The sequence below is a fragment of the Paenibacillus sp. FSL R7-0272 genome (assembly GCF_037969905.1).
Classification (GTDB): Bacteria; Bacillota; Bacilli; order Paenibacillales; family Paenibacillaceae; genus Paenibacillus; species Paenibacillus polysaccharolyticus.
Map to the genome: position 1 here is coordinate 3,715,693 of NZ_CP150221.1, position 26,534 is coordinate 3,742,226.

Here is a 26,534-nt window from a genome sequence, read left to right on the forward strand (position 1 = left end):
TTAGGTTGGCGTCATTTCCAACTTTTTGATCGAGAAACATTCACTTCACTGCTTCCACAGCCTGTTTAAGAAGCGCAGCAGCATGAGCAGGGTTTGCATGTTTTAACACACTTGAGATCACAGCAGCACCCCTGGCTCCCGCAGACCTGACGGCCCGAATGTTATCCGGCTGGATCCCCCCAATTGCAATAACAGGTACCTTGACACTGGAGCACACTTCCGATAATGCATCTAATCCCCTCGCTACAGAATCCGGTTTGCTTGCACTTGCGTACACATGCCCGAAAAAAAGGTAATCCGCGCCATACTCTTCGGCAATTCTCGCTTCATGCAACGAATGCACCGATATCCCCAACCGGAGCCTCAAATCATGCTTGTTCTCGGGCTTTACCATTACTTTTGCCCTTTCCAGCATATCTTGGCTCCAATGTACCCCTTGATAAAAATGGCCTGACGAATATAGGTTCGCACCGTTGATTACAATGCGGGAAGCTGGAACACCCGCTTCTGCCATCAATTTGGCCCAGTTAAAACATTCCTGTTGCGAGAGTTGCTTTTCCCGGATATGAATGTAATGCACATAAGGCCATATATCTTTGGCTGCCTTCAACATGACTGACTGTTCCGCTTTATTCGTAGATATCACATGTAACTTAAAAAAGTCTTGCTCTAGTCCACACGTTGGTACAGATTTATCTGTCCGCTTGTACCACTGGTCTGTTGAAGTTTTACCTGATTCATGAGCATCATAATCAAACATCAAGGTATGCAATCTCGTTCTCGCTCCTTTCAGCTACAGGCTTGGAGAAGTAGTAATGACAAATATAAAACCAAAAAAGCCACTCCCGTAGGGGAGTGGCTGCGTATAAACAAAGGTTCAGTTCAATCACAAGCGTCTGACAAATACCTGTTAAACAGTTTGATAGTCAAATCTATAACTGTTTATTTTGATATTGAACCGCTTGGCATCACGATGTAATAAGATCCTGTTCTTACGTTAAGAATCATTTACTATCGTTTTCGCTGAAACGCGCCACTTCCCTACGCTGGTATGATCCAGATCAGGTGCAAAGGGTCCGGAATCGCATTCTTCCATCTCAGCCGCATCGTGCGGCCCCCCTAGTGTTCATATGAAGTTGTAGCCTATATTACCACAACCGGTTTTTTTTGTCATCGTGCTTTTTCGGACCACTCTTCTACATCCCACGTTTTGGTGACCCAGCCTTCATAAAAATCCGGTTCGTGCGATACAAGTAAAACGGTTCCTTTATATTCCTTCAGCGCCCGCTGTAGCTCAGCCTTCGCCGTTACATCCAGATGGTTCGTCGGCTCATCAAACAAGACCCAGTTGCTCTCACGCATCAACAGTTTGCACAAACGGACTTTGGCTTGCTCTCCCCCGCTCAGCATGTTAAGCGGACGAGTAATATGCTCATTTTTGAGCCCGCAACGTGCAAGATGTCCTCGCACCTCGTTCTGTGTTAGATGTGAAAACTCGTTCCATACATCATCGATCGGTGTAATATTCCCGGCTCGCACTTCCTGTTCAAAGTATGCCGTCTCCAAATAATCACCAAGAAACGTTTTTCCGCTAATCGGCGCTATTTTACCCAGGATCGTTTTGAGCAGTGTTGATTTACCTACCCCGTTGCATCCCACAATCGCGATCTTTTCCCCACGTTCAATCGTCATAGTCATCTTAGGTAGTAATGGATACGTATAACCGATCTCAAAATCAATACCTTCAAAAACGGTTTTGCTACTTGCGCGGGCATCCTTGAACTTAAATGTTGGTTTTGCTGCTTCGTCTGGTCGATCAATTCGCTCGACCTTTCCAAGTTGTTTTTCCCGGCTTTTCGCTCGACCAGAGGTCGAAGCTCGAGCTTTGTTGCGTTGAATGAAATCTTCCTGCTTTTTGATATATTCCTGTTGCTTCTCATAGGCATCAATATGCTGTGCTTTCTGCATATCCGCCATTTCAAGAAATTTCTCATAGTTGGCCGCATAACGCGTCAATTTTGCAAATTCCAGATGATAAATGACATTAACCACTTCATTCATGAACTCTGTATCATGGGAAATCAATAGAAAAGCATATGGGTAGTCTTTCAAATATCTAGTTAGCCACTCAATATGCTCTACATCCAGATAGTTTGTCGGCTCATCCAACAAAAGGGCAGTGGGTTTCTCCAACAACAATTTTGCAAGCAGGACTTTCGTACGTTGTCCACCACTGAGAGCTGCAACATCCCGATCAAGGCCAATTGCATTTAATCCCAAACCGTTTGCCATTTCTTCCACTTTCACATCAATCAGATAAAAATCGCCCTGTTCAAGCTGTTCCTGAATATCTCCCATTTCTTCAAGCAACTGCTCAAGTTTGTCTGGATCGGCATCAGCCATCTGATCCGTAATGGCCATCATTTGCTTCTCCAGTTCCAGTAGCGGCAAAAAAGCATCTTTAAGCACATCACGAATGGTCTTGCCTGGTGTTAACTTCGTATGTTGATCCAAATAGCCATATCGAACTTTTGGCGTCCATTCCACTTTACCGCTATCCTTAAGCAATTTTCCGGTGAGAATATTCATTAGGGTTGATTTTCCGGCACCATTAGCCCCAACCAGACCCACTCGTTCTCCAGCAAGCAGACGAAACGAAACATTTTTAAATAACGTACGGTCTCCAAAATTGTGACTGACGTTCTCTACTGACAATAAACTCATAAGATGAGACTGCTCCTATCTATATACATTACTTTTAGTTCACGTTCCAAAACCCTATTCTAGCACAGGTTCAGTCTTTTCTGAAAGTAATGACACTTGCGCGGAGCAATCATATTCGAAATAACCTCTGGCGGCTGCCTGCCTTGCAGTTGTAAACACCTCTTCAGCACGGAAACCGGGGTTACAGGTGGCAGGATAATGATATTTTATGCCTGTTGCGGGATCAATCCCGCCAACAACCGCCGTTTTTTTGACTAGCCGGCCTCCACCAATGGCATAATTGTTAATCTTCTGACCCCCTACAGCGATCCCCTGTATAAAAGCCATAATACCCGTATCATTGATCGAATTGTACCAATCTTCCTGCGAGACTAAAGGCATCGTGAATAGATAAGAGACACCATTTCTCCTGGAAAATTCATTATGTCGATTGATTACGTCTGCAAGTTCTTCCTGTATTCGGGTCACGATCCGGCTACGCCGCACCTGTTTAAAAGTTGTAGAGTCCTGAAGCAATGGAATCGTGGAATTCGAAGCCAGCTCCTGCTGAAATCCTTCGATCCATTTTCCTGCACCAGCATCATAAGCATACACATAACCGTCAAGTGTGAAATTAATGCTATTTCCGTCTGAATCTGAATATGTATAAGGTTTTTTGGGACTCCACACATGTCTATGAGACTTTTCCATCTCCCCAGTCATCTCGGTTTCCTTGGCAAAAATGTAATAACCATCATAATCCAGAACTACAATCGCTGGAATATAGTCAAACATATGTTGAATAGCTTCCTTGTCATCCTGTATGCCCATGTTTAATGCCATCGTTTGGGTAAAGGTGGTCAACGCCAGTTCCTTATCCGCTTTAACAAACTTGGCAGAATCATAACCTGCTTCAGCATGTTGTTTTTCATTCTGGTGCATGACCGCGCCAGCATCCATCACTGCGGTTTGTAACGCTGTTTTGTAGCGATAAGCCAGTTCATTGGCCTCTTGTGCATCTTGCGCATGAAACGAGAAGATATAAAATAACGGAAAGAAAATGAGAATAAACACGATAGAAAGCTCAGTAATCTTCATTCAGTACCATACCTCCATAAGAAGCAAAAATCGCAGAAGCCTGAACTGTACCTTGTAACCATTCTCGTATCATCATGGAAGGTGTGCGGTTGGTACTTTTAAGACTCACGGTGAAGAAGTCACCCATATTGAGCGTATATCTGCGCCCGGGATCATCGACGGACAATGTGCTAGACAACGGATATAACCGCTCCTGAATCTGTGACAAGTAGTATGCATCATGAACAACCTCGTATGTACCCATGAAGCTACTCTGACTCATCGGATCTGAATACTGGGGGACATATTTTTTGTGTAAATGTTCCATGGATATGTCAAAGTTGTTGCCCGTTTGGGCTAACTGTTCTTGAAACTCCGCGAGCATTCGAGGTGAGATATATCCCTTGGTGCGGACAGCATCCACAAATCGTATGACACTCTGAGTCGCTGTCAAGCGTGCAATATCATCCTGACGTTCAGCAGTCTCGGCTGCAGGATACACATAGAGCAGTAAAACGCCAAGCAATACCGCAAACAATTTGGATACTGCATTGATCACGGTCCCTGTACCTCCTTCCAAAAAGAAAGCTTTAACAATTCACCGGATGCACTTCGGTTATATTCAGCTCGATAATTCCCATCCAGCTCAACCGGAATCATAGCTGATCGATGTTCAAGTGGATCAATCACATACTCATGACCGTCTAACTGAACATGAACCCCTGTACCTGTCATTTGCCGCACCGTATGCAGAACCTCAGCTCCGGTGTATCCGACAAAACCACCTGTAAGAAGTGTCGTATGAACTCTTCCTTCCATAGCCGCATTTGTTTTCACCCTGTCATTCAAGGCTTCGTTTAAAATATGGATATTCCACTGCCCGTACAGGCAGGCTGTCACAAAAAGGACAACCGCCGTACAGAACAGCATCATATGCTGTGTGTTCCGGGTCATATTCAACCAGCTCCAGTCAGGATTGCTGGAATATCAGACCTCTAACCACATTGGATCGGTCTTTAACGATAATGGCTTTAAATTTACCGCTTGGATTAACGTATTGATTGTCCTTTTCACTCATCGTCTGATTAATGCTGCCTACCTTGTCATCAGGTGCAATGACAGAACCATAGTCCGCATTATTAACGTCCTGAGAGATGTTGAGCTGATTACCGTACCACTGTCCGCCTTTGTTTTTACCTGTAATAACCTGAATACCAAACTGGTCCTTGTCCGCGTATTTCCGTAAAGCATTGGTCACTTGTGATCCACTGATGGTTGTTCCGTCATACACAGTAAATGCTGCCTGAGAAAGCTCGGTTTGAATATCTGCAAAGTTATTCTGAGCTGTTTTCGTTGCCTCCTGAGCCGAAATAAATAACAAAACTACAATCGTAATCAAAGCAATCGTCAAAAATATCCCCGCTGCCACCTTTAAAGCACTTGATGCATTATTCATACTAAATACCTCCTAAAGTGTTATGAATGATTATTTTTCAGTTCTTCGTACAAGCGAAACACTACAATTTCTGGATTTGTTCATAATACATGCTCATCTGTACAAAACTCATGCCTACCAGCGGAATAACAAGATACATGAAGATCAGAGCGTACATGGGTGTAAAACCGATCGTCCTCCCCCATCCAGCCTTGATATCAATGATTTTGCTATACTCCTGTTTGCGCTGTTCAAAATAAAAGGCCATCATGCTTTCTAAATCATCAAAAGCTTCTCGAATGGATATTTTACCTAGAGCCAGTTGCAGTTTATCAATCAAACGTTGAAATTCAGGCAAACCCACCTCCTCTTTTAATTGTTCAAGCGCTTGTTCAGCCCCATGTTCGAAGTGCAACAAACACTTTTGTAGTGGCCTTTTGAAAATGACAGCGAATCGATTAAGCCATTCTACGATCTCCTCCACAGACATTCGATCCATCTCTCGTAAAATCGAAATGACTGTCTGAAATTGATAAATTTCATGTCTCATATCCAACCTTCGCATTTTACGCTGGAACAACATAAGCCAGATGGGCAGATTATAGCCCCCTATCCCTATGAGCAGTGCCAAAACAATCTCCCACCAACGCATATATTGGTTGTTATATGATTCGATCTTGTCTATAATCCGCTGAATTGTTGCTGTCTGAGCATCATGATCAAGCTGGGCTGGTGCAAGTTGCAACAGCGCATTGGAAATATCTTCATATGTGGCTGCTCGCTTCATCTCAACATACGCCATAACTTTTCCATCCAGTGCCGTCTTCTCTCGGGCAACTTTCAAATCTGCCTCTGACATTGCACCAAACATGCGGTCATCCCTGATTGGATCGTGCAATATGTGATTACGCTCGACTTGATGTAGCAAAAGAATCAAGCCTACAGTCAGAACCAGACAACTTGCGAATAGCAATAATCTGCGAATAGCTAACCATTCGTATTTCAGCTCGGTACTGCTCTCTCTCATTAACCTGATCGTCTGATTGTAAGGAGTTGTTCCTGGTTTGGCTGCAAAGAGCATCGCCAGCCTCCGCAAAAAAATATGCTTATACAAAAAACGATCCAGTCTGGATTGTTTCTTCCCGGAGCGGTAGCGGGTTTCATCATATTGCTGAAGACGCTGTAATAGCAAGTAAGCAACAATGATGATAATGTATATGGATATTTTAGTGATAAAACCAAGTTTGCTTCGATAAAAATCATCCATCGTCGGGAAACTGACCCGAGCCCAACGCTCAATTGGCCCTGTAAAGAGTACAGGTACAAGAGCAATCACGTTTAACCCTTGTAGCAGATAATCAAGCCTGTCACGCCTTAATATCTCCAGGTGTATCTCCTGAGTAAGATTACCTATACCTTTCAGATAGATGGAGCCCTGCTCCTTATCCTTATCTCCGAACTCCATCACCATATAAGATACACCGGCAAAACCTTTGAGAAAACGGTTGGGTGCCACTTCATAATATCGTTCAAGTGCTTCATTGGGGTCGGGAGAAGTCAACACTTCATAGATTAGCCTCACCTGCTCGGCAGCTTCTCCTGTACCTGCTTCGGACGCTTCATAGAGCGCTTCCTCAACCATGCCATGCTGATGATACCGATGTCTTACATCGGCGAACAAATCTAACATTTGCACCAGCAGTTTTTTCTCCATACGACTCAGGCACATATCTAACACAAGACTGTTCAGCACGATAGCACACAGCGCAGCCAGAAGAATAAAAGCGATACCTGGCTGTAACCAAAACAACACTGTACTAACACTTCCGTACCCGCCCATAATAATCAGAACAACAGTCATCGTGACTCTGCGAAGCGCTGGTTCATCACTGGCATAACGATATGAGATTCTTTTTTGCACTTGCAAAATATACGTGGAAAGCAAGGGTATCTTCATACCGACTTGATATGCCTGCAACAGGAAACTTCCCCAATCTCTATACTTCTTACCTTGAAAATTCACGATTTTCCCCGTAGCGTACATCGAGGTTGACTCTCTCTGCCTCAGCATACGAAGAATGATCAGCGTGATGACTAAACCAATTACACAAAAACCGACTACAACCAACAATAGCCATTTAATGCTCATAGGTTTCACCCCAGTGTTGTCCAATAAACCGCCCAAACTTCTCGGCATCTGGTAGCGTCATCTGCTCCTGCATGTCTACGATGCTAGAAGCCGAGATCGGAGCAGTAGCCACATATTTCCCTTGACGATACTCTACGACATTTCTAAATGTGAACCCCGCCCTTTCTTCCATACTTTCCGCTTCACGGGAATGGGGAATACATTCAGTAATCCGCTCAATATATCTGCGGCCCTCTGCATCTTTTTTCATATGAACATCAAAGTTAATGACACTGACAACCTGTTCTTCAGCAATATGTTCATGCTGAAACATTCCTGTTTTAAGTAATGAATTCCGGAGTGAAAACACCAGATCACGGAATGTCTTGGCGTGATGTGTAAACAGGGTAAACAAACTCGCCACCTGTGACATCTGAATCATCCAGGCAGCCACCTCATCACTCGCAACCTCACCAAGAATGTTTACTGTCCCATCTGTTTTTTTCTGTAAATCCAGTCCCTGCTGACCCGATATATGTTCCGTTTCCCGAAAACTCAGAATGTTACGGCGACTGTATATCCGTCTTAATTGCAACTCAAATGCCATCTCCTGTACACGCAAAGTATAGGAAGCATAGATATGTTTCACCATCGCCATCAGCAATGTTGTTTTACCAGAGCCCTGTGCACCGGTTACTGCCGTGATCCGACTACCTTTCATCAAATATTGCAACAGTTCTATTGGTAATTGTGCGTTGTTACCTGTAATCAATTGTTCAAGGGAGGCGTTGGGAATATCAAACTTCCGAACAAAGAATGCCCAGGATTCCGCAAAAGGAGGACGCACAACGACAACACGTGAGCCGTCTTTCATCTCATTCACTTTATAACCACTTGCTTCCGATAATTGACCAGGATAATTGTATTTATATATGTTCTGACACACTCGTTTCAACTCCCGGATGCTGCCAAAGCTTAAGAAAGACAAATGAATAGACTTCCCTTTATAAAAAATCCATACACTCTCCATCCCGCTTAGCGGTTCCTCGTTATGCTCATCCTCAAAAGCATGTTCCAAAAGATCATTCCATGAAGCCGGTACATGATTCCCCGTATATGGCAGTATTTCAAGAGCCCCGCTTACCCCTCCGCTGACACCATCGATCCGTTGATCCCTGATTTCATCTACTACCGAGAATCCTTTATATTGTTGGTAGATACGCTGCACGATAATTTCTACCTTTTCTCTAAATCCCAATTCCCGGTATTCACAATCAAAAACATGCTGGATATCTTGATCGGAAATATAGTAACTCCCGCTATCTTCTGAGCCTTCTTCCAATCGGAGTTTACCTAAATCATAGGTATCAATCATTCTGGAAAGAGCATCTACCCCAAATTGCTCACGGTATAAATAAAAGATGATCTCGAAGCGGTCTTGCACGCTTAATCGTTCTGGTTCAGCAAACATCATCACTTCGTCGACGTTGGATTTATTCAAACCAATACTTCGTGTCAACAAGTCACTAATCAGGTTTTTGACATACGTCTTGTCACTGATGCTTCCTGATACACAGCTTTTGAGCGCCTTTCTCATCTCAGCTCGTTGATTGATTCTGCGGCGATACTCTTCTTCATGTAAACCGGCATCGGAAAGCTGGCTATGGCTTATTTCATGCAATGAATTTTTCACTTGTTCAATCAATGTCTCAAACGTAAAGTACTCTTGCTCAGGTATACGTTCATTTTTTTCCCGGATATAGGCTCGATACTTGAACCATACATACCATATACCTGTAATTAGAATCATTGTGATGAATATCGCATTCCAGACCACTAGAGATTCAGGCTCCCCTTTCCAGCCTCTTCAGCACAGTACGCATGCCCGTACCATCCATAATCAGGCGAGCGAGTTCAGCCATAGCTGAGGCAAAACTCCCTTTTTGAACTTGTTTTTTCTCAGTCAGACTCTCCAGTTGCAAGTATCTGGCGACATCTCTGCGGTTGATCGCATCCAGATACCCGGTCGTATACGGGACTGCGGAAAGACTTCCCTTGTATCTAAAACCACGCTTTATATTGGAGAGTGTAGCACGAGAATGCGAATCATATTTATTGATAAGTACATGTAGCTTCCGTTCTGTTATTTGTTCAGGCAGGATCTCTTCGAAAAAGTGTTCCAGATCCCTCATATTCTGATTCAGAACAACGACAACATAATCAGCCTGCTGCACAATAAGCTGTGAATCAACATTAGATTGCCCTGCATCCAGAAGCACAAGATCATAACATTGATTAGCAGTCTCCAGCAGTTTTTTTAACAACTCCTCTTTTTCACTCACAGAGCGCTCCTTTCTATACACGCTCCCAGTCAGTAGATCAAGCTGCTCTTTCAACAGCGGTTTGGTGTAATCTTTCAGGTTGTGCTTGTTAAGGCTACCACTAATAAACAGCCGTTCAACAGCATCCCAACCATTTTCTTCAAAAGAATATGAGACATCGGCTGAACTCTTCTCATCCTGAAATATTCCTGATTCTACACCATAATTTGCCGGACCTGTGTTGACAAGCAATACTCTGGCTCTATACTGGAATGCTGTCGCATAGGCACTCATTAATGCACTTGAGGAACATCCCGTTTCAGCAAATGGACTCCAAAAAGCAACCGTACTCATGCCCTCATCCTCCCCGCTTCTTTGATCGCACGGCGGCTGCGAACGCTCTCCCACCCGGTCAGTTGTTCCACAACACGACATAAGGATTTTTTGTAATTTCTGGACAGTGGGCCGAGATTCACACGGTGATAATGTTCATTTTCAAGCTTGACCGCAGCACTCAGTTCATCCCACGGGAGGATCAGGGACTCTCCAGTCCAACGAAAGGGGCCACCCTCAAGGTAGGCCCACAGATATTGGGCTTCAAGTCTACAATCCACTCCATTAATCAGCATTCGTTGGAAAGCCAGCTCTTCAGGAAGCTCATGCTCGTTGAATAACTTTTCCAGCCACCCTTTCCCTCGTTCCAGATTATATCGTTCATAATCGCTCACCCAGACGCGAACTTCTGCGGCAAGCCATAAATGAGGTGAAGCAAAGTGCAAGGTCTCGATGTCATATAACACATAATCATAACCATCCAGGCTCTCACCGTTGATCTGCAAATGTTGTTCTACCGCCATTGAAGTAACAAAATGACATGCAATATCAAATCCCTCAAATTCCACAACTCGTAATGATTGCTGATGATCTCCAACACTGTATCCATATTTTTGTTGCAACGTACCGTCCACTAAGAGAACCCGCTTACCTGTTGAAGCAAGTATTTTACTCAGATATAACATCAGATCATTTTTCTCACATAAACCTGCAAAAATCCAAATGTGCACTGATTAGCGCCCCTCAATCTCAATTTAATGTTGTTATAAAAATTAATGATTTAATGCAAATTACTCATTTCCCATCAGCAATTGCTGTTGCTCGTTCAAAGTTGAAGATTCAATAACGTCCGGTGCCTCTCCCGTGTGATCTGTTCCCCTATTGCCTGATCCGTCGTTCCAGATCGTTCCTTGATGCTCAGATGAATCTTGAACTGTTGGCCTTTTATTATACGTAACAGAAGATTGTGCCACATCTTGTTCGACACCATTAGATGGGGCTGACATGGAGGCAGCGAGCGAACTTTCGAGTGAATTTCGAACTTGTCTCGATAATTCCTGCTCGGCATGACGAACGATGTTGGGATCACTCTCCAGTAGCTTTAACACTTCGGAATTGGCTGGATATGTCGGAATAGCTGCTGTCTGAAATTGTGGTTCTACATAGGTTAGAGCGTAGATTGAAGCTTTATGTAAATAGGCATCCACGATCGCACTGGACAACGACAAAATTTCTTCTTCTGTCATCGTAATCCATAGTGTTGCTGCGTTTAACCGTTCCACCTTTTTCTTGGACAAGAGAATGTAGTCTTGACCTGTAGGAAACTGAATACGTACGTCGATCATGTCTCCTTTGGCTAGCGAAGATGGTAGCAATACCACTTGCAACTCGCGATTTCTTAAATCAGCCGATGCAGGTGTTCCCTCATATACCATCTCCGTTGTAATCGCCGTTCCTTTTTTAAGCTCAATTTTAGCTGACTGTCCTTCCAGCTTTTGCGAACTAGACCATAGATTGCGTGGAGCCTGAGCGTCCGGTATTGCAATCAGTTTCAGATCCTCTGGTGAGATAAGTTCTCCCGCTTCGATATCCCTGATGGTTACCCACCCTCGGGCACCAGAATTCCACTGTTGCAACAATTCCGCTTCTTTCTCCTCATACGCTGACAGATAACGTTCCTCCATAGCTGATCTGACATCCTCTTTGGTGCTCAGCTGATATACCACATAACCTCCAAAAATCATACCAACAGCTCCTGCTCCAATCAGTCCTGCATAAATCAGTTGACGACTTTGTTTTCTTAATTTGGACAAAAGAGGCTCTCCTTTCCTAATCTCCTCTACTCATGTACTTTTTAAGTGAAAAAAATGAACGTTTTGGGGTCTGCCCTACCATTAAATGCCCTAGAATTTGTGAGAATACCTTATCCATATGAACATCCTTGTCAAATGGGTCCAGCTGCAGTGGTAAACCGTATACGTGGGATGTATCCAGTGTTTTACGTACACGCTCCACTGCGTCTGTTGCGGCGAGCGGAAGGCAGTATATCCATTTCTCCCGGGGAAAGCGATAATGCGTGCGTACAAAAGCTCCAATCTCCGCTTGTTTCCATTCTGCACCAGAACCAATAATGATAGGCAGATCTGCACGCAAAAGCTCCTCTAATCGATTCTGATCCTGTCCGCTTCCTAGATCCATCACAATAAATTGATAGCTGCCGCCCAGCAGGGATAAAATATCGGCCCGGCCAGACTGCTTCCAATAATGCACGCCATCCACCGCAAACTGCCTGCTTGATGCTACAGGTTTACCACCTAGTGCAATTTGCTGGATACGTGTAAATGATTGAGAGCGAGGTGACATTTCGATCACTGCGACCTTAAAGTTCTGCCTCTCCAGATAATGGCTGATCGCTATAGCTGTATGAGTAACACCAGCACCCGCTGAAACCCCGGTAAGAGCAATTACTCTCGTGCCCACGCCAAGCGTTAGCTGTTGATCTACAGGCGAGGACATCATTCCCGGTATTCGAAGCAGCTCCTTCCTCACCTCATTCGCCGTTTGAAACCTTTCATTCACGTCATATCGTAGCAATCGTCTGACAACAGGGGCGTATGTTCGCGGGACATCACTCCGTATAGAACTTTCTACGCCTTGAATCCATTCGGTGTAAGCTCCACTCGTCATTAGATACAGCATCAAGGCTCCAAGACCATATAGATCTGAACGTGCATCCGTTTGTCCGGAACCATATTGTTCTGGTGCCGCAAATCCAGCAGTCCCGAGTTTAACCGTATCTTCAGCAAGATGCGTCTTATAACTGCGGGCAATGCCAAAATCAATCAAGCGCACTTCATGCTCTGGTGTAATCATAATGTTGGACGGCTTCAGGTCTCGGTAAATGACAGGAGGATCCAAGTTATGCAAATAACTTAGAACATCCAGTAATTGAAGTACAAATTCCATCAACTGTTCCACCGGAATTTTACCCCGGCACTGTTTGAAGTAGTCGCTCAGCGTTAACCCTTCAATATATTCCATGACAAGGTACGTATAACCGTCATCGTCAGGAGCAAAAAAATCAACAATCTGCGGAAGTCTCGGATGCCGAAGTGATGTCAACAGAGCCGCTTCTCTCTCCATACTGTCTTCATAGGGCATCTTCGTGACACTTTCCTTCACAGCCCAGATCTTCCCTGGCAGCTTCAAATCCTCTGCCTCATACACATGGCTCATTCCTCCTGAACCAAGAATCGATAGGATACGATATCTACCTCCCAGCAGGCTCCCGCGTTCCAGCCTCGCCGGATGTCTCATAGGTCTACCTCCTTCCAAACAACATAAAAAGGGAAAGCTTCACCGATAATGAGCACACTGAAATTCCAGTCATGCTCACTTCGGGATGCTTTCCCTCAAATTTATTGTCGTTATGGTTAATATTGGTATCATTATAGTACACATAATCAACCGTTGTAAAGCAGAATATTTTATAAGTTAAATGACTTAATATTTAATCATATAAAGCGTGATCTCTTCACGATTATGAAACAGCTGCTTCGAACGCTGAATCTGCATCCGTGAACGCTCAAACGTATCGATCACTTCTTTTATAAGCGCAAGTGGTTTCTTGTGAAGCAATTTCACCGTAACAATGGCTGTCCCACCGGATTGGAGACTATACAGAAGGTCAGATACCAGTCTGCTCATCAGCTTCGGACTCCAGCTCATATCACATACAAGCAGATCGAACTCACCTTCGCGGAAGCGCACATCCCCTGCATTTTTTTTCAAAAACGTCAATTTAGGTGAAGCCAGTAAGGTTGCATCCATCTTCGCCGGGTCTACCGCGGTTACCTCAAGCCCGCGCTCAAGCAGGAATGATGTCCATCCCCCAGGCGCTGCGCCAATATCAAGTGCTTTGTGAAACGAAGTAAAATCAATACCAAACGTTTGCTCCGCTTCAAGCAACTTAAACTTGGCTCGTGAGATTTGTCCTTCTTCCTTCTGAAAACGGATCGCTCCGCCACTCCAGTCGGACAGATTCTGTTCCGGTCTGGATACACCTGCATATAACATATCATTAGCAGCAAATACCGAAATGACATATTCCGCATCCCGAATAACCCATTCACAGCCCAGATCATCCAGTTTTTCCGTCAGCATTTGTTTCAAAGAAGCTGCGTTTTCGCGCCAAAAAGAACCCTCCGTTTTGCGAGTTTGCAAGACGACCTGCGCATCAGACAATTCCTTATGGTTCAGAATAAATGCAATCAATTTCTCCAGAGACTGCTCCGCATCCTCTGTATTCTCTTGAAATTGAACAGGCTGAATATGACGCAAAAACGTCGGAGACTCTTGCAGAAGTCTAATCGAAACTTCTTCCTCTGCAACTGGTAAACCAGCCAGTAGAATCTCACCTGGAACCAGCACCGTGCTCTTCACTGCTCCAAAAGTACGGCGCAGCTCCTCCTGTGCATAAGGTGCAAATCCGTGATTGGCCGTGCATATAAAACGGGAAAAGTCTGTTTCTCCCGAAAACGATTGTGTACTCAACTTGTGTTACCCTCCAGAACGTACGCGTATCCATGGACGATCCTCATGCCATTGAACTTCCACCGGAATATCATACGTATGCTTAATTGTATCTTCTGTTAAAATCTCATGTTTTGGCCCCGCCGCAGCAATGCGTCCATCACGGATCAATGCGACATGAGTAAACAACGGCACGATCTCTTCCACATGATGGGTGACGTACACCACCGTCATATTCCGCTGGCGCAGACGATCAATTTCAATCAGCATCTTCTCACGTTCATACAGATCAAGGCCCGCACATGGCTCGTCCATAATAAGCAACTTTGGTTCCGCCATTAACGAACGTGCCAACATGACTTTTTTTCGTTCTCCCTGGGATAACGTTCCCAGCGGGTGATTTGCCAGTTTTGCGAAACCCATCTCATCCAGCAGTTGCATCGCCTTTGTTTTCACTTCATCTGGAATCGTCTGATAAAAGCGCAAAAAGGCATAGGCTCCTGTAGCGACAACCTCCCACACCGGATCACGTAAGGTCAATTTTTCAATCAGTGTTTGGCTGATATAACCGATCTCTTTGCGAACCTCCCGGACATCGCATTGCCCGTACACATTACCGAGCACTTCAATGCGTCCCGAACTTGGAAACATATATCCATTCATCATTTCCAGCAGTGTAGTTTTACCTGATCCATTACGCCCCAGGATAACCCAATGTTCCCCTGGTTCAATGCGTAAATGAACGTCATCAAGTATTTGATTTTCTTCGCGACGAAGCGAAATGTTCTGCATCACTACAACACTCATTTTAACACCGCCTTCCGAATCTCATTGAGCAGATGCTCAACCGAGTTCATCCGATAGACCATCCTGGGTACATCTTGGTCACCATCAAACAACATTAAAGCCGGTACACTCGAAATCTGAAACTGCTGCACAAGCTCCGGAATATCATGAATATTCATCTCATATAAAACACCTTCTGGCAACATGTGCTCAGCGACCTCCAGCATTCGACGAGCTGCTGCACACGTTCCGCATAACGGAGTATAGATAAATACCGCTTGAGGCAACCCTTCCCATACACCGCGCATTACCATTTTAGACGTAATCGGCTTCATAACTTTTCAGCCTCCGCAGCCACTCGCAACATGACTTCACCTGTCATCGGACCGTTATGAATTATAACGGATTCAGGTTTGTTGCTATACAACATCTCGTACATCTGGCGTTTTCCGTACATACTCGACGTATGTAAATAGATCTCACGCGGATAGAGCCCTTCCCGTACAATCGCTGCAGCTACTTCACCGCCATTCATCGAATCCGGCCCAAGTTCATAGTCCAGTGATAGAATGTCTACTTCGCCATCTCGCAATAACAAAAGGCATTCCTCAGCATTGGTAGCCAGAACAAACCCTTTTGGACAAGAACGATAGTCATCCAGAAAAACATGCATCGTCTCGCACCTCCCCACTTATAACCAGGAACGCATGAGCTGTATATCTTCACTGTGCGTTCCGTCTTCTCCTGTTTCCGTCTCCATTACAACTACCGCCTGCTTAATATGGGGTGCTTGCAACAGTTTCTTCATTGATTCATAGCCCATATGTCCATGACCAATTCTCGCATGTCTGTCTTTGTTCAGACCGGATGCATATTTGGAATCATTAAAATGAACAGCCGCCAGGTCATCCCAATATCCCAGCTGCCTGCCTTTTTCCAACAAAACGTTCTCATCTCCAGCCTTCCACATCCCTGAAGCAAAAGCATGACATGTGTCGAAACAAAATGCAATATGCTCAGGGAATCGACTCAGCTTGCGAATCTGGATCATTTCCTCCATCGTTGTCCCCATGGGTCCATGATCCCCTGCCTGATTTTCAAGCAAAATTTTGGATTCGCCTTGCCACCCTTCCAGCGCGGTGTCCAGACAGTGAATCAAATTACGATATCCCTCTAGCGGATCTTTCGTCTGTATATGGCCAAAATGAACAACCGTTCCAACCGAACCACATGCATTAGAAATCTCAAGATCATTGCGAATCGATGAAACAATAGCATGAAACCCCGCCTCTCCACGGGTCATACCTAGTGCCGGATTCGTAGGATAAGGTGAGTGAGCAATGGATGCCATACCATGTTCTTCACACCAGTCCCTGCACAATGTAGCATCTTTTTGATCAAGACTTTTCAGACTAAGACTGCGCGGATTTTTCGGAAAATACTGAAAAGCCGTCGCTCCCATCTCATATGCTCTCTTGGCCGCCTGTAAAAATCCACCTTTAGTGCTTACATGTGCGCCGATGCCGGTTTTAGGCCTCATGCTGACATTGCGGACAGAAAAATGCCTTTTTGCCCGTAATTTCAACTCGTTCAATGGTTCCCCCGCAGCGAGGACAAGTTTCACCCTCCCGGTCATATACCCGGCACTGCTCGTCAAACTTTCCTGTTTTGTTGTCTCCCTGCATTAGCGGCATTTCCATATAACCGCCCTCGTGCGCAGCCTCACGTAACACCGATTGCATAGAGTGATACAGTCGCTCTGTCAGTTCAGTTGAGTTCGCAATGTTCTGCGTTTTTGAGCTCGGTCTAAGTCCCGCAGCAAAGGCGATTTCATCTGAATAACAATTGCCGATGCCAGCGATAATATGTTGATTTACCAAGGTTGTTTTGAGTGTTCCCCGGCGACCTTTAAGCAGTCCAGCAAAACGTTCCTTATTCATTCTTCGATCCAGAGGTTCTGGACCTAGATCGGACATTGCTTCTTCTGTCTCCTTGGAAGTCATCAGATGCAAGTACCCAAGACGCAAACCGATGAAGAACAGAATATGTTCTCCGAATTGAATCTCTACCTGTGTGGTGCGGTCAGGACGCTCGTTCTCTGTCCCCCAGAACAACATGCCACCCAGCATAAGATGCAACACAAGACGTTTGCCGTTTGCAAGGTGAAAGATCAGATGTTTAGCGCGCCGTTCCACAAATATAATCCGATTGCCTGTTAACTCATCTATGAACACATCAGCAGTCGTATTGATCGTCTTTTCACGGTTCACAACTACTCCTGTTATCGGTAAATCAAGTATATGCTCGGACAATAACATCCTGTAATTTTCCATTTCCGGTAACTCTGGCATTCTTTATCTACTCCTTCTTGGAAGCCTGGCCTGCCTTTTGGGCTAACCATGCAGTCATTGTATGCAAATCTTCAAAAACATGATCTGGACGTGCCTTCACTGCTTGAATATGTCCATCCATATTTTCATGTGTAGTAATGCCTGTCAGAACAAGTATCGTTTCACAGCCTGCTGCCACGCCTGCAGCAATATCCGTGCGCATATTATCTCCGATAACAGCCACTTCTTCTGCCTTCAAGTTCAACCGGCGTATGGCTGATCTCATAATAATGCTTGAGGGTTTACCGATCACCGTTGGCTGAACGCCGGTCGCCGCCTCAATCGCAGCCCCAATCGTGCCCGCGCCGGGCGTTAATCCATCATCAGCCGGAAGCTGAAGATCAGGGTTAGTCATAATAAACTTAGCTCCCCCATTAATCCAGCGGAGTGCCTTCGTTAATTTTTGATAGGTAAATTCACGGTCGATGCCTTGGATCACAACATCTGGCTCATCCTCCGTCAGAATTAAACCCGCTTCTTCAATGGCCTGTAACAGCCCACGTTCCCCGATGCATGCCACCTTCGCCCCGGGGAAATCTGCAGCAACGTATTCAGCCGCGGCAACCGCAGAGGTACATACCTCGGAAGCATCCGCTTCTATCCCCATGCCATTTAAATGATCAGCCACACCTTGGGGTGTACGGGAAGAATTATTGGTCACGAACAAATAAGGTACTCCCTGCTTTCGCAACGTGCGAATGAGCTCATCGGCTCCATCAATACGATGCCTGCCATGATACAATGTACCATCCAGATCGATCAGATAGGCCTTAATCATACATTGCACTTCCTTTCTTCATTCCTTCATTCTGTTAACATTTCATCCCCTTAACAAAATCAGGCGATGCAAACAAACCTTTATACTATGTATTCAAGCATGTAGGAGGGTTCAGCCTCATAGAAAGAGTCACATAACAAGTCGAACCGGATCGAACACAGACGGTTTAACTCGCGCGTCTTCTGTACAAGCTTGTCATTTCCTGCGCTTTCCCGGAAAATAATTCGGAAAATTTCCCTGCTCATATTGCCCATCCTACACGCTTTCTGAACAGATTGCAAAAGGGACCTCGGGAATATTTCTCCCTCAGTCCCGTCTCACTCGCCGGTTGTTGATATGGCCTGCGTCATGAATCAAGTCCTCTGCTTTATTGCGAAGAATCATGCTTCTCATGAACCACAGGAATCAGTTGGTGCTCGTTCGCAAGCCTTGTGTTCGGAAAGATGCTCTTCGCTTCATCGAGTAGTGGCTGAAGCTGTTCCTCATCTTTATAACGGGAACTGAAGTGAGTCATAATGAGCTGACCCACATTTGCCGCTAGGGCCGCTTCCGCCGCTTGTCTGGATGTACTATGATAGTACTCATGAGCAGTGTCAGCCAGATCATGCATAAACGTCGCTTCATGAACAAGAACGTCTGCATCCTGGGCCAGAGGTTTCACGTTTTCGCAAGGACGGGTATCACCCAGAATCGTAATCACCATTCCACGTTTCGGTGCTCCTAAAACATCCTCAGGACGTACCGTATCACCACTGTCTGATGTAATCGTCTCTCCCCGCTTTAACCGTCCGAACAACGGGCCTGGTTTCAGACCGTAAGCCGCTAATTTAGCCGAATCAAGACTACCTGGGCGATCTTTCTCCGTAACCCGATACCCATAGCTGTCAATACGGTGCTCGAGCAGGGCCGATTCGACGATAAAGCTGTCATCTTCAAACAATACACCGCCAGTATGCTCCACAATATTCAAATCATAATTCAAACGAGATTGGCTAATCTCCATCGTTGTTGCAATCATGCGCTCCGTCCCTGGTGGTCCATACACCGTAAGCGGAGTCGTTCCACCCTGATATGCCCTGCTGGACAGCAAACCAGGTAATCCAAACACATGGTCACCATGCAGATGGGTAATAAATATTTTCTCCAATTTGCTTAGTTTAAGCGGAGAACTTAAAATCTGATGCTGTGTCCCTTCCCCGCAGTCAAACAACCACAGCGCTCTGCGCTCATCCAACATTCGTAGTCCAATGGACGTTACATTCCGTTGCAGCGTAGGTACACCAGCATTAGTTCCCAGGAAATATAGTTCCATTCTGGATCGCACCTCTTTCTGTTGCCAGCAAAAAACCTCCGACCATGCGGAGGGCTTGCCTGAACAACTTATCAATTTATGCTTTTTCGACGTTAAAATATTTGGCCTGCGGATGGCTAAATACCATCGCGGACACCGATGCTTCAGGTTCCATCATGAAACCTTCCGTCAACTCTACTCCGATATCTTCAGGCTGCATCAGCTTGAATAACGGACCCTGATCCTCCAGATCCGGACAAGCCGGATATCCAAAAGATACTCGAATCCCCTGATAACGTGCGCCATGACGTTGTTTCATCGTCATATCAGCCGGGTCAGGGAAGCCCCAGATATCCCTCATCATGTGATGCACACGTTCTGCCAGTCCTTCCGCCACTTCCAGTGCTACAGACTGCAACGCATGCGAACGTAGATAATCCCCTTGATCCTTCCATGCCGTCGACAGCTCGCGCACACCATGTCCCGCAGTGACAACGAGGAAGCCCACATAATCCATTTCACCGGATTCAACTGGCTTCAGGAAGTCGGACAGACACAGGAACGGCTCCACCTTCTGGCGTGGGAACGTAAAGGTATGCAGGATGTTGCTCGTATCTTGCGGATCATAAATGATGACGCTATTGCCGCTCGACTGCGCCGGGAAGAAACGATACATCGCATGAGCCTGAATGATTCCGTCACGAACCGCTTCCTGCATAATGCCATCAACGACCGCTTTCAAATCGGTTGCCTTCTGATCACCCGCAGCGAGCAATTGCTCTACTGAACCACGAAGTCCCAAATGGTGTCCAAGCAGCATCTGCATGTTCACATAAGGCAGGATGTGTGATAACGGGTAATTCCGCAATGTATGTCGCTCTAGATCAGGGGGTACAAGCACCGGATGATCAGCTGAAATGGCCGAGCGTTCTACCCGGGTTAACTCAGGTAGTGCTTGAACCTCTCCTACATTTGAAGCATCAGCTTCTTTTTCCGCATCCATTTCTGCTTGCATCGCTTCCCGTGACACTGGATTCATCAGCTTGTTTGCCAGATCCAGACCATCCATTGCATCCTTCGCATAGACTACCATTCCGTTATATTCAGGACGAATCCGGTTTTTGGTAAACTTACGAGTCAATGCCGCTCCACCTACCATGATTGGCACATCAATACCAGCCGTGCGCAGATCCTGAGCGGTAAGAATCATCTGCTGAGCAGACTTAACGAGCAAACCCGAGAGGCCAATAGCGTCCACTTTTTCTTCCCTATACGCCTCAATAATACGCTCTGGTGGTACTTTTATACCCAAATTAATGATCCGGTAACCGTTGTTGGACAAGATGATCTCCACCAAGTTCTTACCGATATCATGTACATCCCCTTTAACGGTGGCAAGAATGATCTTTCCTTTGACAGAAGTTTCGTTCTTCTCCATGAACTGCTCCAAATATGCGACGGAAGCCTTCATCACTTCTGCACTCTGAAGAACCTCCGCTACAATTAACTCATTGTTGTTAAAGAGACGCCCGACTTCTTCCATGCCGCGCATCAACGGACCGTTGATGACTTCAAGCGCTGTATATTTGGCTAGAGCTTGCTCCAGATCGGGCAACAAACCCTCTTTGCTTCCTTCAACCACATAAGATGCGAGACGTTCTTCTAATGAAAGGTTCGAGATTTTTTCTTTCTTCTCTACCTTTTTGTTACGGAATGCCGCTACGAAGGCAGCCAGAGTATCATCGTTTGTATTATATAAAAGCTCTTCCGAGAGTCTGCGTTCTTCTTCCGGTATGGACGCGTAGCGCTCCAGCTTCTCGGTATTCACGATGGCATAATCCAGCCCTGCTTTAGTACATTCGTACAGGAACACGGAGTTTAGCACCTCACGACCAGCCTCAGGCAAACCAAAGGAGATGTTACTAATACCCAGAATCGTATGACACTCTGGTAACGCTTCTTTAATGATACGGATACCTTCAATCGTTTCTTTTGCAGATCCGATGTACTGCTCATCACCCGTTCCTACCGGAAAGACCAGTGTATCAAAAATCAGGTCTTCTGGCTTCAACCCGTATTTGTTCACCAGCAAATCATACGAACGTTTGGCTACTTCAAGCTTGTCCTCGCGGCTGATCGCCTGACCACGCTCGTCAATCGTTCCGACAACTACCGCTCCGCCATATTTATGCAACAAAGGTGTTACCAACTCAAATTTCTCTTCGCCATCCTCAAGGTTAATGGAGTTAATAATCGCCTTCCCTTGAGAATATTGAAGCGCTGTATCAATAACTGAGGCATCTGTTGTGTCGATCATCAGCGGAACCTTTACTTTTTTGACCACAAGTTCAAGGAACTTGATCATATCTTCCGTTTCCTCACGGTCAGGGTCCTGTACGCAGACGTCAACGATGTGTGCACCGTTTTTCACTTGAGCCCGGGCAATTTCGGAAGCTTCTTCGTACTTGCCCTCGACAATTAGTCGTTTGAATTTCCGTGAACCAAGCACGTTGGTGCGCTCACCAACCATATATGGACGATTGTCCTGTTCGACATATACCGGTTCAATTCCCGACAATGCAGGCGGGTGTGTTCCGTTCAATTCTCTTGGGGGGTATTTGGCGAGTGTATCACGCATGGCCCGGATATGTGCTGGCGTTGTTCCGCAACATCCTCCTGCAATGTTCAACCAACCCTGTTCTGCAAAAGCACCGATCTTCTGCGCAAGTGAATCCGGTGATTCGTGATAGTTACCATTCTCGTCAGGCAAACCTGCATTGGGATAACAACTCACAGCTACAGATGCCATGCCAGACAGAGATCGAATATGGTCACGCATGAATTCCGGACCCGTCGCACAGTTTAGTCCTACCGAGATTGGGTTAAGGTGTTCTAAGGATATATAAAAAGATTCGATGTTCTGACCGGCCAAGGTCGTACCCATCGGTTCTATGGTTCCTGAGATCATGAGAGGCAGCTTGATACCGCTTTGATCAAATGCTTGCTGAATACCGATACTACCTGCTTTGACATTAAGAGTATCCTGTGAAGTTTCAAGCAGTAGCGCATCAACGCCTCCCTCTATTAAAGCGAGGGCCTGCTCGAAATAACTGTCCACCAGCTCTTGGAATGTCACCCCGCCAGTCACAGACAGCGTTTTGGTTGTTGGTCCCATCGCTCCGACCACATATCGTGGTGACTCCGGTGTGGAGAAGCGGTCAACAGCTGCTTTTGCAATTCTGGCCGCTTCGAGATTTATTTCACGTGCACGATCTTGAATATCGTATTCGGCGAGAACCACTGAAGTTGCACCAAATGTATTGGTCTCGATTAAATCGGCACCAGCTTCCAGATAATCCTCATGAATACGTTGGATCAAGTCTGGACGGGTTAGCACCAACATTTCATTACATCCATCCAGATCTTCACCGCCGAAATCTTCGCTGGTCAGATCCACTTGTTGAATCATTGTCCCCATTGCGCCGTCGAGGATTAATATTCGTTGTTTTATTGCATCGTGTAGACTAAGCTTATCCAATATCTTCACCCCCGCAAAACGTTAAATCTTAGTTTAACAGAAACTTACTTAATGTGAAAGATCGGTTTTGCTCCCGAAAGGTCGCGGATTTGCAGGAATGAAGCAGAATTGTGAATCGACAAATTTTGAGCAATCCGATATAATATCAATTAATCCAAGTGGAAAAGAGGGAAAGCGCATGGCTGAAATTGTTATCCGAAATACGAACGAACGAATCACTGGAGACGAGAACGTTCGAAATTTCTTGAACAAATATGACGTATTATACGAGAAGTGGGACGCTTCCAAATTAAACACGGAACTGCAAAACAACTTCGGCTTAACGGATGATCAGAAGCAAGAAGTATTAGAAACCTTCGATTATGAGATCAAAGACTTGGCGGCACGCCGCGGGTATCAAATCTGGGATGTCATTACCCTTTCCGAGCAAACACCAGACATCGAAGAGAAACTGGCCAAGTTCGAAGAGATCCATACGCATGCGGAAGATGAAATCCGTGCAATTGTTGCAGGTAAAGGTATCTTTGTCATTAAAGCAACTGATGATACAGGTTACTTCAATGTAGAACTGTCTCCGGGTGACGTTATTTCCGTTCCTGAAAACACACCGCACTTCTTCACTTTAATGGAGAACAAACAAATTATTGCGGTGCGCCTGTTCATCGAAAAAGACGGCTGGATCGCCGATCCGTATCCTGATCCAACGTTTATCAAAAACGCCTAACTTTGATTAAAAAGTTAACGTGCTTAACTAACCCCCTGCTCATGAGAGTCGGGGGTTAGTGTGATAACCTATATGAAATAGTGAGGATACTTGTCCTTTAAAATCTCCTGCTCGTATACTACAAGCCTAAGATGTGCTTCCATAACCTGTGCTGCTTCCTCCGTCTGACGCTCTGTAACCAGCCTCAAAATCTCTTTATGTTGAGAGATAATCACTTCAAGATTCGAGTCTTCTGCTAACCGGAGTAGTCGTAATCGATTAAACGGCATGTTCAACTGTCGCAACATTTTCCACGTCCGTAGCTTTCCAGTGCCCTGAAACAAAATCTGGTGGAATTCCTCATCCAATTCGAACAGTCGATAGAAGTTCTTTTTCCCAATACACACTTCCTGCATGGCAATGTTGGTTTCTAATTTGAACATGTACTCTTCAGGAAACGAAGTACAGGCTAACATGACAATTTCCTTCTCCATCTTCTCGCGCATAAACCTGCCTTCTTCCACATGCTCCAGGTTAATATGCGAAACAATCGTGCCACTCTGTGGAATGATATCCAGTAGTTCTTCTTCGGCAAGCTTCATAAAAGCTTCTCGTACCGGTGTGCGGCTCACCTGTAATTCATCTGCGATCTCTTTTTCGGAAATTTTGGTACCTGGTTCAAGCTCCAGATGAAGAATTCGTTCTTTGAGCAAATTATAAGAATACGCCCTGGTAGAGCCTCTTGTTTTCTGATTAAATGCCATGCCTTGACCTCTTTCTCTCAGCCATATTCCTTTCATATTAGCACAAACTACCGATTCACTTAAATAACTTTAGCGAAACGGTAGCTCGGCTTCAGATCTTACAAATTACTTTTTGTTTTCCTTATACGTCTTATAAGTGTCGTTCGCCATCTTCACATAATTGGACAAACCCTGACTCTCCAGCTCTTTTAGGAATGTATCATACTCGGATAACTTCCGTTCACCTATAATAAACTTCAACGTATTCTGGTCTGTGTAGTCTTTGAGCGGCGTGCTCATCAGTGTTACACGTTCACGATCTTCGGAAGAATAAGGGATAGGTGGTTCAGCCGGAATCACTTCCTTTGTCTCTTTCATATTTTTCTGGAACTCAAGTTCTTCTTCGCTAAACATGGATTGAAGCAGGTCTGTTGTTCCACCGTAAGCAAATACACCACCAGAGAATCCGAAGTCAACGCGAAGGTCTTTCGTACCCTTAGGGTTCAAACCATTGTAATTAATATCATCTACTAACTTGCGTTTGCCACCTTCTTTAGTGTACGTCTCGTTCTCTACACCCCACTTCGCAAATTCCTGTCCCTCATCACTGTAATACAACCAGTCGATAAATTGTAAAATCGCTTTGAAATTGTCACTATCTTTAATCTTCCCGGAAATCATCACACCGTTTTCGAGTCTGGAACCCGACATCAGCTGCCCTTTCGGCCCTCCCGGAACTGTGATCTTAGCAATCGAGAATTTCCCTTCACCCAACGTTTTATTCATATCATTTCGATGCAGTACAAGTGTCTGTGAGTTACCGTTAATAATAAATGATTTACCCGAAACGAACTTTTGAGTAGCTTGATCATCGTCTTGCGTAAAGCTTTCCTTATCAAGGAGTCCTTCTGCAACCATTTTGTTAAAAAACGTCAGCAATTCTTTGTACTCTGGCGTCGTTGCCGTGGCAACAAATTCATCCTGGTCGGCTTTGTAGGTCAAGCCATTTCCATATCCCCATCCAGCCTTAGTCCCAAAACCCGTAGCTGCAATGCCAAGTGTACTGTTGAATTTGAAACGGTCTGAAAATGGAATGGAGTCCGGATAGATTTCTTTTAATTTTTTGGCTGCGGTATAGAGTTCATCCCAAGTTGTAGGAATGGCAATATTATTTTCTTTAAAAATGTCTGTTCTTATGATCAGTGTATAATCAGGCCATACTTCCTCATGTAATCCTGGTAAAACATAATACTTACCGTCCTCCTGACGCAGTCCTTCAAGTTCAGGTTCGAGTTTCCACTTTTCAATTTTGTCCTTGAAGTTTGGCATCAAATCAATGTAATCACTGATCGGCAGAATCGCTCCAGAAGATACAAAAGCAGATTCTTCACCCGGATAAGTCTTTGGAATAACGAGCGGAGCATCGCCAGAACTGATTAACAGCGATCGCTTCTGTGGATAGTCACTCATCGGCACGATGGTTGGCTCCAACGTAACTCCTGTCATCTCCGATATTTTTTTGAATAACAGCCAGTCTTTTTTATAAGGATACGTCGGATGATCACTATACAAAATAGAAAGATTAAATGGTTCCGTCGCTTTGAATGTTTCGCCCACTTTATAACTCTCCATGGCTGATTTCGTGCCCACTTCGGTAACATCTGGGCCAGTCCCGGCACCACTGCTACAAGCAGCAAGTACAGCAGACATTGTCATTGCCAGAATCATCTTGCTAATCCGTTTACGAGGCTTTCTTTTCAATCCATTCATCCCCT

At 45.1% G+C, this 26,534-nt stretch carries 25 protein-coding genes and 1 riboswitch; of the genes, 1 reads left to right on the top strand and 24 read right to left on the bottom strand.

The genetic code is table 11. The annotated features are described in order from the left end of the window. Positions 1–40: 40 nt before the first annotated feature. From MKY23_RS16390 to metH, 22 genes are all read right to left on the bottom strand, one after another. The gene (locus MKY23_RS16390; protein ID WP_154957392.1) at positions 41–772 is read right to left on the bottom strand and encodes a thiamine phosphate synthase; all 732 of its coding nucleotides are present in this window, start codon (positions 770–772) and stop codon (positions 41–43) included. A 249-nt stretch (positions 773–1,021) separates the two neighbouring features. Continuing rightward, a riboswitch (TPP riboswitch) is annotated at positions 1,022–1,131 on the bottom strand. A gap of 39 nt (positions 1,132–1,170) precedes the next feature. After that, positions 1,171–2,724 carry an ABC-F family ATP-binding cassette domain-containing protein gene (locus tag MKY23_RS16395; protein ID WP_090916720.1) on the bottom strand — a complete coding sequence of 518 codons (1,554 nt, stop codon included), beginning with the start codon at positions 2,722–2,724 and terminating at the stop codon, positions 1,171–1,173. A gap of 54 nt (positions 2,725–2,778) precedes the next feature. Continuing rightward, positions 2,779–3,801 carry a hypothetical protein gene (locus tag MKY23_RS16400; protein WP_336120151.1) on the bottom strand — a complete coding sequence of 341 codons (1,023 nt, stop codon included), beginning with the start codon at positions 3,799–3,801 and terminating at the stop codon, positions 2,779–2,781. Then, entirely contained in the window at positions 3,788–4,339 is a 552-nt protein-coding gene (locus tag MKY23_RS16405; RefSeq protein ID WP_336120152.1) for a hypothetical protein, read from the bottom strand. The genes MKY23_RS16400 and MKY23_RS16405 overlap by 14 nt, the downstream gene beginning before the upstream one ends. Continuing rightward, positions 4,336–4,734 carry a hypothetical protein gene (locus tag MKY23_RS16410; RefSeq protein WP_336120153.1) on the bottom strand — a complete coding sequence of 133 codons (399 nt, stop codon included), beginning with the start codon at positions 4,732–4,734 and terminating at the stop codon, positions 4,336–4,338. The genes MKY23_RS16405 and MKY23_RS16410 overlap by 4 nt, the downstream gene beginning before the upstream one ends. 16 nt (positions 4,735–4,750) lie before the next feature. After that, positions 4,751–5,236: an ABC transporter permease gene (locus MKY23_RS16415; protein WP_090916729.1), complete on the bottom strand. Its 486-nt coding sequence runs from the start codon at positions 5,234–5,236 to the stop codon at positions 4,751–4,753. A gap of 61 nt (positions 5,237–5,297) precedes the next feature. Next, a complete protein-coding gene (locus MKY23_RS16420) occupies positions 5,298–7,364 on the bottom strand; it encodes a hypothetical protein (RefSeq protein WP_336120154.1) in 2,067 nt (688 codons plus the stop codon). Continuing rightward, entirely contained in the window at positions 7,354–9,153 is a 1,800-nt protein-coding gene (locus tag MKY23_RS16425; RefSeq protein WP_339830846.1) for an ATPase, T2SS/T4P/T4SS family, read from the bottom strand. The genes MKY23_RS16420 and MKY23_RS16425 overlap by 11 nt, the downstream gene beginning before the upstream one ends. A gap of 34 nt (positions 9,154–9,187) precedes the next feature. Next, entirely contained in the window at positions 9,188–10,018 is an 831-nt protein-coding gene (locus tag MKY23_RS16430) for a hypothetical protein (protein WP_339830848.1), read from the bottom strand. Beyond that, positions 10,015–10,728: a hypothetical protein gene (locus MKY23_RS16435; RefSeq protein WP_154957398.1), complete on the bottom strand. Its 714-nt coding sequence runs from the start codon at positions 10,726–10,728 to the stop codon at positions 10,015–10,017. The genes MKY23_RS16430 and MKY23_RS16435 overlap by 4 nt, the downstream gene beginning before the upstream one ends. 60 nt (positions 10,729–10,788) lie before the next feature. Continuing rightward, positions 10,789–11,811 carry an SAF domain-containing protein gene (locus tag MKY23_RS16440; protein WP_339830850.1) on the bottom strand — a complete coding sequence of 341 codons (1,023 nt, stop codon included), beginning with the start codon at positions 11,809–11,811 and terminating at the stop codon, positions 10,789–10,791. Positions 11,812–11,827: 16 nt separating this feature from the next. Continuing rightward, positions 11,828–13,315, bottom strand: a complete 1,488-nt coding sequence (locus tag MKY23_RS16445) for a serine/threonine-protein kinase (protein ID WP_339830852.1) — start codon at positions 13,313–13,315, stop codon at positions 11,828–11,830. A 186-nt stretch (positions 13,316–13,501) separates the two neighbouring features. After that, positions 13,502–14,551 carry an SAM-dependent methyltransferase gene (locus MKY23_RS16450; protein WP_339830854.1) on the bottom strand — a complete coding sequence of 350 codons (1,050 nt, stop codon included), beginning with the start codon at positions 14,549–14,551 and terminating at the stop codon, positions 13,502–13,504. A 6-nt stretch (positions 14,552–14,557) separates the two neighbouring features. Then, a complete protein-coding gene (locus MKY23_RS16455) occupies positions 14,558–15,337 on the bottom strand; it encodes an ATP-binding cassette domain-containing protein (protein ID WP_339830856.1) in 780 nt (259 codons plus the stop codon). Further along, on the bottom strand, positions 15,334–15,651 hold the full coding sequence (locus MKY23_RS16460) for a thioredoxin family protein (protein WP_090916746.1): 318 nt from the start codon (positions 15,649–15,651) through the stop codon (positions 15,334–15,336). Before MKY23_RS16460 ends, MKY23_RS16455 begins: the two co-directional genes overlap by 4 nt. Further along, positions 15,648–15,989: a cyclic-phosphate processing receiver domain-containing protein gene (locus MKY23_RS16465; RefSeq protein ID WP_339830859.1), complete on the bottom strand. Its 342-nt coding sequence runs from the start codon at positions 15,987–15,989 to the stop codon at positions 15,648–15,650. Before MKY23_RS16465 ends, MKY23_RS16460 begins: the two co-directional genes overlap by 4 nt. Positions 15,990–16,007: 18 nt before the next feature. Beyond that, positions 16,008–16,856 carry a deoxyribonuclease IV gene (locus MKY23_RS16470; protein WP_339830861.1) on the bottom strand — a complete coding sequence of 283 codons (849 nt, stop codon included), beginning with the start codon at positions 16,854–16,856 and terminating at the stop codon, positions 16,008–16,010. Further along, a complete protein-coding gene (locus MKY23_RS16475) occupies positions 16,846–17,667 on the bottom strand; it encodes a DNA-formamidopyrimidine glycosylase family protein (protein ID WP_090916751.1) in 822 nt (273 codons plus the stop codon). The genes MKY23_RS16470 and MKY23_RS16475 overlap by 11 nt, the downstream gene beginning before the upstream one ends. A gap of 7 nt (positions 17,668–17,674) precedes the next feature. Then, a complete protein-coding gene (locus tag MKY23_RS16480) occupies positions 17,675–18,484 on the bottom strand; it encodes a TIGR01457 family HAD-type hydrolase (RefSeq protein WP_339830864.1) in 810 nt (269 codons plus the stop codon). 80 nt (positions 18,485–18,564) lie between these two features. Beyond that, entirely contained in the window at positions 18,565–18,729 is a 165-nt protein-coding gene (locus MKY23_RS16485) for a hypothetical protein (protein WP_339830866.1), read from the bottom strand. Between the two features lie 122 nt (positions 18,730–18,851). Next, complete coding sequence (gene rnz / locus MKY23_RS16490; protein WP_339830868.1) at positions 18,852–19,796, bottom strand: ribonuclease Z; 945 nt, start codon at positions 19,794–19,796, stop codon at positions 18,852–18,854. A 76-nt stretch (positions 19,797–19,872) separates the two neighbouring features. After that, positions 19,873–23,313 (bottom strand): methionine synthase, encoded by a 3,441-nt coding sequence (gene metH, locus MKY23_RS16495; RefSeq protein WP_339830870.1) that lies wholly within the window; start codon positions 23,311–23,313, stop codon positions 19,873–19,875. Between the two features lie 178 nt (positions 23,314–23,491). On the opposite strand from metH, the gene MKY23_RS16500 reads away from it, so the two are divergent. After that, positions 23,492–24,037, top strand: coding sequence for a cupin domain-containing protein (locus MKY23_RS16500; protein ID WP_090916759.1), 546 nt, complete (start codon positions 23,492–23,494; stop codon positions 24,035–24,037). A gap of 68 nt (positions 24,038–24,105) precedes the next feature. On the opposite strand, the gene MKY23_RS16505 is transcribed toward MKY23_RS16500, so the two are convergent. Together MKY23_RS16505 and MKY23_RS16510 are read right to left on the bottom strand one after the other, a co-directional pair. Continuing rightward, positions 24,106–24,780, bottom strand: a complete 675-nt coding sequence (locus MKY23_RS16505) for a GntR family transcriptional regulator (RefSeq protein WP_339830873.1) — start codon at positions 24,778–24,780, stop codon at positions 24,106–24,108. 105 nt (positions 24,781–24,885) lie between these two features. Beyond that, positions 24,886–26,520 (bottom strand): extracellular solute-binding protein, encoded by a 1,635-nt coding sequence (locus MKY23_RS16510; protein ID WP_339830875.1) that lies wholly within the window; start codon positions 26,518–26,520, stop codon positions 24,886–24,888. Positions 26,521–26,534: the final 14 nt, after the last annotated feature.